The 7,710-nt window shown below is 66.4% G+C and carries 5 protein-coding genes and 1 pseudogene; all 6 read right to left on the bottom strand.

The features are described 5' to 3' along the window. A pseudogene (locus KBZ07_RS13285) lies at positions 1–727 on the bottom strand (efflux RND transporter periplasmic adaptor subunit); the annotation flags it as partial. A 90-nt stretch (positions 728–817) separates the two neighbouring features. Beyond that, positions 818–2,623 (bottom strand): diflavin flavoprotein, encoded by a 1,806-nt coding sequence (locus tag KBZ07_RS13290; RefSeq protein ID WP_254932059.1) that lies wholly within the window; start codon positions 2,621–2,623, stop codon positions 818–820. Further along, on the bottom strand, positions 2,623–4,395 hold the full coding sequence (locus KBZ07_RS13295; protein ID WP_254932060.1) for a diflavin flavoprotein: 1,773 nt from the start codon (positions 4,393–4,395) through the stop codon (positions 2,623–2,625). The genes KBZ07_RS13290 and KBZ07_RS13295 overlap by 1 nt, the downstream gene beginning before the upstream one ends. Positions 4,396–4,445: 50 nt before the next feature. After that, positions 4,446–5,882 carry a hypothetical protein gene (locus tag KBZ07_RS13300; protein WP_254932061.1) on the bottom strand — a complete coding sequence of 479 codons (1,437 nt, stop codon included), beginning with the start codon at positions 5,880–5,882 and terminating at the stop codon, positions 4,446–4,448. A gap of 1 nt (position 5,883) precedes the next feature. Next, positions 5,884–7,224: a 4Fe-4S binding protein gene (locus KBZ07_RS13305; RefSeq protein ID WP_254932062.1), complete on the bottom strand. Its 1,341-nt coding sequence runs from the start codon at positions 7,222–7,224 to the stop codon at positions 5,884–5,886. Between the two features lie 233 nt (positions 7,225–7,457). Continuing rightward, on the bottom strand, positions 7,458–7,710 hold a 253-nt coding region (locus tag KBZ07_RS13310), incomplete at its 5' end, for an Hsp20/alpha crystallin family protein (protein WP_254932063.1).

A 7,710-nucleotide genomic window follows, 5' to 3' on the forward strand; every position in this document is an offset into this window, starting at 1 on the left:
AACGTATTTCTGGTAGGTCCGTTTGATAAACCTCAGCGATCACCCCCATTTGTTTGGTGTTTCCCATCTCGACAAGCCCTGAGTCTCCAACTTTGTCGCCGGCGCGCGCATTGATTTTGAAGATAGTGCCGGCATAGGGTGCCCGTATGGTGGCCTTGGCCAGTTCACTGCGGTCTTTCGCCAGGCTGGCCCGGCTCTCGACAAGTTCGGCATCCAGGGTTGCCCGATCGGCGATCGCCTGCTCGAGCTGGGCGCTGGCGCTCTCGGCTTCTGCTACTTGAGCCTCCATTCTGTTTGCGCTAGTGGCTCCAGAGGCAAACAACTCCCGGGCTCGGCGTGCTTCCGCCTCGGCCTGGCCCAGGTCGGCGCGGTAGCGCCGGATCACGCTTTCCTGGGCTGAGAGTTTGCGTTGGGCAACCTGCAAGGAAGCCTCGGATTTACGCACCGTGGCACTGAGGGGATCAATGCTTTCGAGGATGGCCAGGGGTTGCCCGGCCTCGACGCGATCTCCCTCTTGAATCAGGATTTCACGGACGGGATCGTTGATCAGCGAGCTTGGAACGGAGACCTTGCTGATGCCTCCGAGGGGCTCAATCCGCCCGATGGCGGAGATCTGTCTGGGCAGGAGCGCCAGATCAGATTGGGGCGGATTTTGGGAACCGTTACACCCTGCAAGAACCCCACCCGCCAATAGGAGGGAGAGCGATATGGACAAACGGCGACCCATCCATGCCCTGGGCAGTGATCGAAGTATGGCCGAGGATGGAGCAAGCCCTACCCAGCGGGGCCCAGGAGGCCTGTCAGTAGTTGGTACCCGTTAGTAGTTGGCGCCGCTGCGGCGCTGGTGCACGGCCGTGCTGGCGCTGGCATCGAGGACGCCTCCCCGGATCACTTCGGCATAGAGCAGCCAGTGGTCGCCACATTCCATCCGCTGCCGCACCGTGGCCTCCAGCCAGGCGAGGGCCTCCGGCAGGATCGGTTGCCCCCCCGGGCTCTGCTCCAGGTTGAGGCCGGCGAAACGATCGGCGCCGGGGGCAAAGGGCTTGAGGAACTGCTTCATTGGTCCTGATTCGCGGCCGGCCGCCAGCACGTTGAGGGCGAAGTGATCGCCGCTGTGGAGCAGGGTCTCCACCGACCTGTCTTTCGCCACCGCCACGGTGAGCCCAGGGGGCGTGAAGCTGGCCTGGCTCACCCAGCTGGCCACCATGGCTCCGCCCAGGCGGCTCTGGCCCTCCCCTTTGCTGGTGGTGAGCACGCAGAGGGAGCCCACCACCCGGCCCAGGGCCTGCACGGCCGGGTTGCTGCGGCTGTCGCTGAGGCCGCCTGCCGCACTGCGCTTCAGGCTCTGCCGTTGCTCGTTGAGCAGGCGGCGGCCCAGGGCGGTGCCCGTTTCCTCGATGGCTTTGAGGCTGGCCGCATCGGGGCTGAACTTCACCTTGATCGGATCAAAGGCGAACTGGAAGCCGCCATCACGCAGCTTGCTCTCGAGCAGATCGAGGGCTTCGCCGCTCCAGCCGAAACTGCCGAAGACCCCCACCGGTTTGGCCCGGTCGCCTTCGGCCAGCACCGTGCCCAGGGCCGAAACAATCGGGGTGGGGGCATGGCCGCCCAGGGTGGGCGAGCCGATCAGGATCGCGTCACAGCTGCGGATGGCGGCGAGCAGCTGGTCGGGCTCACTGAATTCGCAATTGATGCTCTCCACCCGCACGCCGGTGCGAGCCACCCCCTGGGCCAGCCCATCGGCGATGGCGGCGGTGTTCCCGTAGGCGCTGGCGAACAGCAGGGCCACCGACAGGCGCGAGCGCTCCTGGGTTGCGCCCCAGCGGTGGTAGTCCCGCAGCAGGCTGCGCCAGCTCTCGCTGATCGCCGGGCCATGGCCGGGGGCAATGGTGCGCAGGTCGAGCTCTTCGATGCGCTCAACCACCGCCTCCACCTGGCGGGCCATTGGTGCCATCAGGCAGTCGTAGAAGTAGCGGCGGTCTTCTTCGGTGCTGCTGCGGTTGGCCTCGGCGAAGCTCTCGCTGCAGAGGTGGGCGGCGAAGAACTTGCCGCTGATCAGCAGGCCGCCTGTTTCCTCGAAGACCATCAGGCCATCGGGCCAGCGCGGGGTGGGTGTCGGGATCAGCCGCAGGGCGTGGCCATCGGCCAATCTGCTGCTGGTTTCCTGTTTGACCACCTCAATCGGCGGCAGGGGTGGGATCGGAACCTGGGCCAGCTCGCTGCCGGCGGGGCTGGGTTTCTGCTGGCTCCAGAGCTCCGCCAGCAGGCGGGCGCCGGGGTTGGAGCTCACCAGTTGCAGCTGGGGCCAGCGGCTCGCCAGCTGGCGCAGCAGGGCCACCCGGTTGGGGTTGACGTGGCCGACCACGACCTTCAAGGCTGCATCGGCGGGCACCAGGGTCGCCAGCTCGGCCAGGAAGGGTTCGGCAAAGGAGGCCCCGGGCGGGTGCACCAGCAAGGGCCCAGCTGTGAACAGGAAGCTGTTTGCAGTCGTGCCCCGCTCCAGGCCGTATTCCACCTCGAAGCGCAGCCGGCTGGGGCTGAGCCCCTTGAGGCAGATCAGCCCCGGTTCCAGGGGCAGCTGGATGACGCGGCGCGCGCTGCTGGGGTCGGCAGGACTGCCCATCAGTAGTGGTTCCCCACTTTGCGGCGGTGCACGGCGGTGCTGGCCTCGGTGTCGGCCACGTTGCCCTGCTCCACCTCGGCGTAGATGATCCAGTGGTCGGGGCCTTCGAGCCGCTGCACCACGCGGCAGCCCAGGTAGGCCAGGGCATCGCCGAGTACCGGTCCGCCGGTGGCGGCGCCCTCGAGGGTGCTCACCCCGGCGAAGCGGTCGGCGCCGGGCGGGAAGCGCTTGAGGAAATGGCGCAGCAGCTCCTGGTGGTTGTCCTCCCGCAGGATGTTGAGCACGAAGCGATCGTCCACCTGCAGCAGGGCTTCGATCGCCCGGTCCTTGGCCACCGCCACCGTTAGGCCGGGGGGCTCAAAGCTGGCCTGACTCACCCAGCTGGCCACCATGGCCGAGCTGCGCGTCCCCTCGGCGGTCTCCTGCCGGGCCGTCACCACGTACAGCCCGCCGGCGAGGCGGCCGAGGGCCTTGTCGAGGTCGGCATCGAGGGCCTTCATCGCCGCGATGGTCTTTTCCTTGGTGAGCAGCTGGCCCAGGTCGGTGCCGGCCTCCTCGCAGCGCTGGTAGTCATTGCCGCCCGGCACCTGGCGCACGCGCAGGGGTTCAAAGGCGGTTTTCTGGCCGAGGCCGCGCAGCTGGCTGGCGACCGTGTCGATCGGCTCATCGTCGCCGCCGAAGGCGTCGTAGCAGCCCACCCACTGCTTGGTTTTGAGGGCCGCCAGCAGGGTGCCGATCGAGGCCTGCAGCTCGGCATCGGCGCTGGCGGGCCAGGTGGGCACCACTACGGCACTGGCCTCACCGATCAGGGCGGAGAGCTCCTGGGCGTCGCTGGCGCGCAGATCCACCAGCTGCACGGCGGCGCCGGCCTTGCCGATGCCGCGGGCGATCGCCTGGCTGAGCCGGTCGCAGAAGCCGTACTGGCTCACATAGCAAACCGCGGCGTAGGCCTCGCCCGTGCTGCGCTCGCTGCTCCAAGTGCGGTAGTCATCGAGCCAGAGGCCCAGGTGGTGGCGCAGCAGGGGGCCGTGGCCCACGGCGATGGTGCTGATCGGCGGCAGGCCGTCCATGCGCTTGAGCGCCTGCAGCACGCTGCGGGCATTGGGGCCCATCAGGCAGTCGTAATAGAAGCGAAAATCGGGGGCGATGGCGCCGGGGTCGGTGTCGAACAGCTCCTCGGAGCAGTAGTGCAGGCCGAAGGCATCGCAGGTGTAGAGAGTGCCGGTGCCGTGGTCAAAGGAAAAGATCGTGTCTGGCCAGTGCAGGTTTGGCGCGCTCAGGAATTCGAAGCGGTGTTGAACGCCGCTTGCGGGATTGGTGCCCAGATCGAGCTGCTCGCCGCTCTTGACGGCCCGGCTTTTGAAGGGCCGGTGCAGCTGGTCGGCCAGATAGGCGATCGCCACCTTGGAGGCCACGATCTCTAGCTCGGGGTTGAGGTCGAGCAGGTGGCCGATCAGGCCGGAGTGGTCGGGCTCGGTGTGGGAAACGATCAGGTTATCGATCGCTTTGGGGTCGATCTGTTCCTGGAGTAGGGGCAGCCAGGTGCTTGCAAATTTGAGATGGCTGGTATCGATCAGGGTGGTGCGCTCGCCCCGCACCAGGAAGCTGTTGTAGGTGGTGCCGTTGCGCAGGCCAAACTCAATGTCGAAGCGGCTGCGGTCCCAGTCGAGTGAGCGGATCGCGGTGGTGTCGGGCCCGATCGGCTCGCACTGCAGGCTCAGGCGCGGAGTCGCGGAGACGGGGATACCGCTGACCGTTGCGCTGGCTGTCATGGGACATCTGGCGATGGAAGCAACTCTAGGGAGGGCCGCCAACGCTCCGGTCAACTTTCGGTGCTCATGCGCCGCATGCGCTGGTGCTGTTGCTGCTGCCGTTCTGCCTGCAACGAGCGCTGCAGGGATTCGCAGCTGATCGCCAGTTCGCGGATCAGCGACTGCTCAAAGATCGGCGAGACGTCGAGCAGGTTGCCGAAGCCTGTGCGGCTGAACACCAGGGCGCTACAGCCATCCGGGCTGGCTACAAGCCTGGCCTGGGAGCCGCTCTTGGGCTCCCCGAAATAATCGGCCAGCCCCACGATCGTGCCGCTGCCATGTTCGGCGATTGTTTTTGGCGCTGACCCCGGCACCAGGCTCTGGCGTTGCTCGCAGCTGCCAGCGAGAAGAATTAGTACCCCACCGGCAGGGCGCTCGACCGGATCTCCCTGGCGCCACTGCCGCAGGTTGCAGAGGCGATCTAGGCCCACTAGGGCGCCGGGTTCGAGGCGCTGGATCAGGGGCTGGTCGGCGATCGCGGCAAGGATCTCGATGCTCGCCAGCTGTTCACCCTCAAGAAAGCCCTTCAGCGTCTTGCTGGACGGCAGCCCGGTGCGGGGCGTTTGAAGTAGTCGTTCGGCCTGCCTGCTATCCACCTGGCGCAGCACCATCAGGGCCCAGAGCGCCACGCTTGGGTCGGTATCGAGCCAGAGCCCCTCAAGCACCTCGGTCGCTTCCGGCAGGGGGGAGATCCTGGCTAATTTCGTTTCGATCCCATCGAGCCAGGCGGTGATTGCCGTGGTGGTGTCATCCTCACTGGCGAGGCAGGCCAGCACGTTGGGTGAGAGGCTGCGCAGCAGGGCCAGGCAGTCTTCATCGGGCCGTTGCTCCCCTGGGGCAGTAAGGCCGCTGCGGATCAGGGCTACCAGGTCGGGGAGGAAACGGGCGATCTGGCGGTCGAGGCTGAGCACCAGCGGCGCGGCCAGGGGCAGCCGCCGGCTCAGTTCGGCCAGGCTCTGCCTGCGGGCCATGGCCTGGTTCACGAGCTGCAATCGCTGGCTGAGCTGCCGTTCGCTGAATTGGGATCCGGGGCCAAATTCGTTCAGCAGCTGGGCCCAGCTGTCGTCATCGAGACCACTCTCGATCTGGATGCGGTTGAGCCGCCCGCGGCCGTAGGCATCGAGGCGGTCGAGGTGCAGCACCGTGGATCCGCTCAGCAGCAGCAGATCTTCGATCTCCTGGGCGGCAGCGTTGCGGCAGAGGTTCAGGCCGGCCAGATCTTCGGGGCTCAGGCTGGTCAGCCGTGGGTCTTCGCTGGTGAGGATCTCGAGGGCGCTTTGGTGGTCGGCATCAGCGAGCCTCAGGCTGGTGCGCAGGTCGGCCAGGGTCTTGAGGGAGGCGGTGCGATCCAGGCGCCCCGAGCTGAGCAGATCCCGCAGCACATCGAGATAGATGCTCTGGCGCTGGGATGTTTCCTGCACCGGCAGGGCGTTGGCCAGTACGAACACCTCACCCGGGCTGAGATCCTCCAGTTGGCGCCCGGCCAGCAGGGGTTGTAATCGCCCCGAGCTTGGCCAGGCGTTTGCGCAGGCTGGTGCTGGTGTTCTCCCGTTCGTAGAGGCTGCGGTCGCGATCCCAGCTGCGATAGAGCCAAACGGAGCTGATCGCCACTATGAGCAGCTGCAGCTCCACCCACCCCAGGCTGTCGCCGCTGTCAAACAAATTTCGCTTGAAGTAAAAGTAGATGTTGATTGCCGCGAAGGTGGCCAGCAGCCGGGTGCGGTGGATCGCCCGTTCCTTTGCCAGCTCAGGGGCGGCGGCCCGGAGCTGGTGTCGTTGCAGCCGTTCGATCTGGTCGAACAGCCGTTCCGATGCCACACCCCCCGCGCTGAGCAGGGCCGGGATGGCCAGGATCCGCGGCAGCTGGGGCCAGCCCGCCGGCAGCAGTGATTGCCAGGCCATGGCCGCCAGGCGGCCGTCGTAGGTGAACAGATTGCTCGTCAGGTAATCGATTCCATGGTCGCTGGCCCCGGCCGGGGCGTAGCTCTGGATCAGCAGAAAGAACGCCAGGATTAGGCCTGGATAGGAGTACCAGGCCCAGGCCATGCCCCGCTTGCCGCTCAGGCTCTGCCAGTAGGTGCGTTCGGCGTCGATGTCGAAGCAGGGTTTGGCGCAGGCCACGCAGGTGCTGATGTCCTGGCCCTGGGCTCCAACCGTGCGGCACATCGACTGGGTCGTCTTGCTGCTGCCGCCGAGGTGGGCCTGGGAGCTGAGCAGGCTGCGCGGTCCGCTGAGGATCTGCTGGGCCGGAGCGAACGGACAGAGGTATTGGCAGAAGGTTTTGCCGCCGTAGGCCCAGCCGCTGATCAGGGCGGCCAGCAGGGAGGCAGCAAACAGCAGGGCCAGGACCAGTCCGTTGCTGTTGGCGATCAGCAGCCGCAGGCTCAGGCCGGCGATCAGCAGACCCCACTGCAGCTGGATGTGATGGCGTGCGAGCCAGGACGACTCCGAGATGGCCGCCACCTGGGGTTTGCCGGCGCGGTTCAGCACCGTGCGCTGCCAGCCCAGGGCCCGGAACAGCTGGGAGACAAATGACAGCGGGCAGATGCGCCGCCACAGTTCATGGCTGAGGTACACCACCAGGATCACCAGCGGCAGGCCGATATTCCAGAAGAGGTCGTTGCCGATGCCGGGACGGCAGATGGTCGACTCCCGGCAGACGATGGAGCCGTAGGCGGGGCCGAGTTCCGGCTTCAGCAACAGGGCGATCAGGCCAAGCCAGGCGAGCAGAAGGCCCCAGCGGGCGAGGCGAGCCTGTCGCTCCGGCCAACGGTTGAACCAGGAGATCAAGGCAGCTCCGAGGCGATGGCCAGCAATGTTGGGTCCATTTGGTTTACCGGTTCTAGGTCCATCGTCTGCCAGACCGATTCCGTTTCATCCTGCTTTGGTTGGTGGGATTGGCAACCCGCTGAGCGGCTTCAGCACCACCAGTTGTCGAAGCCAGCATTGCAAAAAAAAGCCCGGCGCTGGGCCGGGCCTGGGAGGGTTCTCTTCTCTCTCGTGTCTCCTGACGGGTGTGGCGCTCAGCTTTCCACCTGCACTTGCACCGTGGTCATCGTTTGGGCCTTGGGAGCGGTGACGCTGAGCACGCCGTCGCGGTAGTGGGCCTCGAGGCCATCGCGGTTGATGCCGCTGGGGAAGCGGAAGCTGCGGCTCCAGGTGCCGTAGCGGATCTCGCTGATCAGGGCGGCGGGATCGCCGACCTCGACGCCAGAGCGCCGTTCAGCGCTGATCACCAGGGTGCGGTCGGTGGCCTTGACGTCGATGGAGCCTTTG

Source organism: Cyanobium sp. BA20m-14 (genome assembly GCF_024346295.1).